Annotated in this window: 2 protein-coding genes; both read right to left on the bottom strand. The window is 57.6% G+C overall.

Going from position 1 to position 1,211, the window contains the following annotated elements; translation table 11 throughout:
* Positions 1 to 419: 419 nt before the first annotated feature.
* Positions 420 to 545, bottom strand: coding sequence for a hypothetical protein (locus tag BMZ43_RS27055; RefSeq protein WP_007160880.1), 126 nt, complete (start codon positions 543 to 545; stop codon positions 420 to 422).
* A gap of 256 nt (positions 546 to 801) precedes the next feature.
* The coding region (locus tag BMZ43_RS26690) for a hypothetical protein (RefSeq protein ID WP_177344874.1) at positions 802 to 1,211 on the bottom strand (410 nt) is incomplete at its 5' end.

Consider the following 1,211-nt stretch of genomic DNA (forward strand, 5'->3'; position numbering starts at 1 on the left):
TTGGTAGCGAGCTGATTTTGCATATCGGACTCCAGAGCATCGATAACAGCAGTGGCTTTGTCATCCGGGACATTGATCGCAATCAACGCCTGGTACAACGCAAAGCTGCTTTTCATGGAAGGTCTCCAGGTTGTGACGGAGACCTGCCCTGACGGGTAGTCCCGTCGAGGGTGGGTGGAAGGTGCATTCATCAACCGGGGGTACCGGTCAATCGTTCGCGCTACCGAATGCTTAGCGAACTTGGGTTTGGATCAATGCGCTTGGAGCGCATCGCAGTCGTGAGATCCGAGACTGCCTGGGGCATGTTGCTGACAACGTCAGCGGCATACACCCTCAGAATGTTCAGGGCCGTACCGCTTGTCAATACCCCTGAAATGAAAAAGCCCTCCGAGGAGGGCTTTGGCAGAGCGGTGCATCAATCAGTGGTGGCCTAGCAGTTTCTGGGCCTTCTGCTTGAGGTTGGGCCAATCAGCCCAGACCGTCAAACCAGTACACAGAGTCAGCAGGCTTCCCAGCATGAGTATCCCGAAGGCGGTCTGGCTCATGTCATTCCTCCTTGGTTAGGTAGATGCCATACAGCCAAATTACTGCACCAGTTACCAGTGCGCAAGCCGTCAACGACTTGTGGTCGCTGAGGAAAAGGCCTACGACAGCAGCTGCTACAGCGGTTGTACCGATCTTACGGAGATCCTCCGCGAGGGCAGCTTGACGCTTAGGTTTCATAGTCTTCCTTCTTCAAGGGTGAAGTCAGGAAAACCGCCCTGACGGGAGATTTCCCGACAGGGGTGGGTAAGGTGTGAATCAGCTGGCCAGCGCGACCTCAGGGTCGAACGGGGCGATCAGCTGGTCCAAGGAGCCCGGACGCAGCGCGCGAGGCGCTGGCGACTGGACGGGCTCAGTGACAGAGGCGGCAGCCTTGGGTTTGCGCGGCTTGCGCTCACGCTTGGGCTTTTCAGGCTGGGCTTCCTGGGTGTTTTGCTTGAACCAGGTGTTGAGGTCGATCGCGTTGCGGCGAACGAGCGCCGGGACGTGATCCATCTCCTCGAGCACAGCAGCCGATACGATCGGTTGCGGAAACTCGACTACACGACGTTCAGCCGATGCTATGGACGGACGCGCAGTACGTGCCTGGGCTTGAGCATTACGCACGGAGCGAATGATTTCACGCAGGGCAGTACCGACGGATTCGCCAAAGCGATAGCTCAGGGTAG

Source organism: Pseudomonas sp. Snoq117.2 (genome assembly GCF_900110545.1).
Classification (GTDB): domain Bacteria; phylum Pseudomonadota; class Gammaproteobacteria; order Pseudomonadales; family Pseudomonadaceae; genus Chryseomonas; species Chryseomonas benzopyrenica.

What these genes read in the sequence shown, in the direction of transcription:
- BMZ43_RS27055 (WP_007160880.1), bottom strand. Translation starts at nt 545, where the DNA reads ATGAGCCAGACCGCCTTCGGGATACTCATGCTGGGAAGCCTGCTGACT.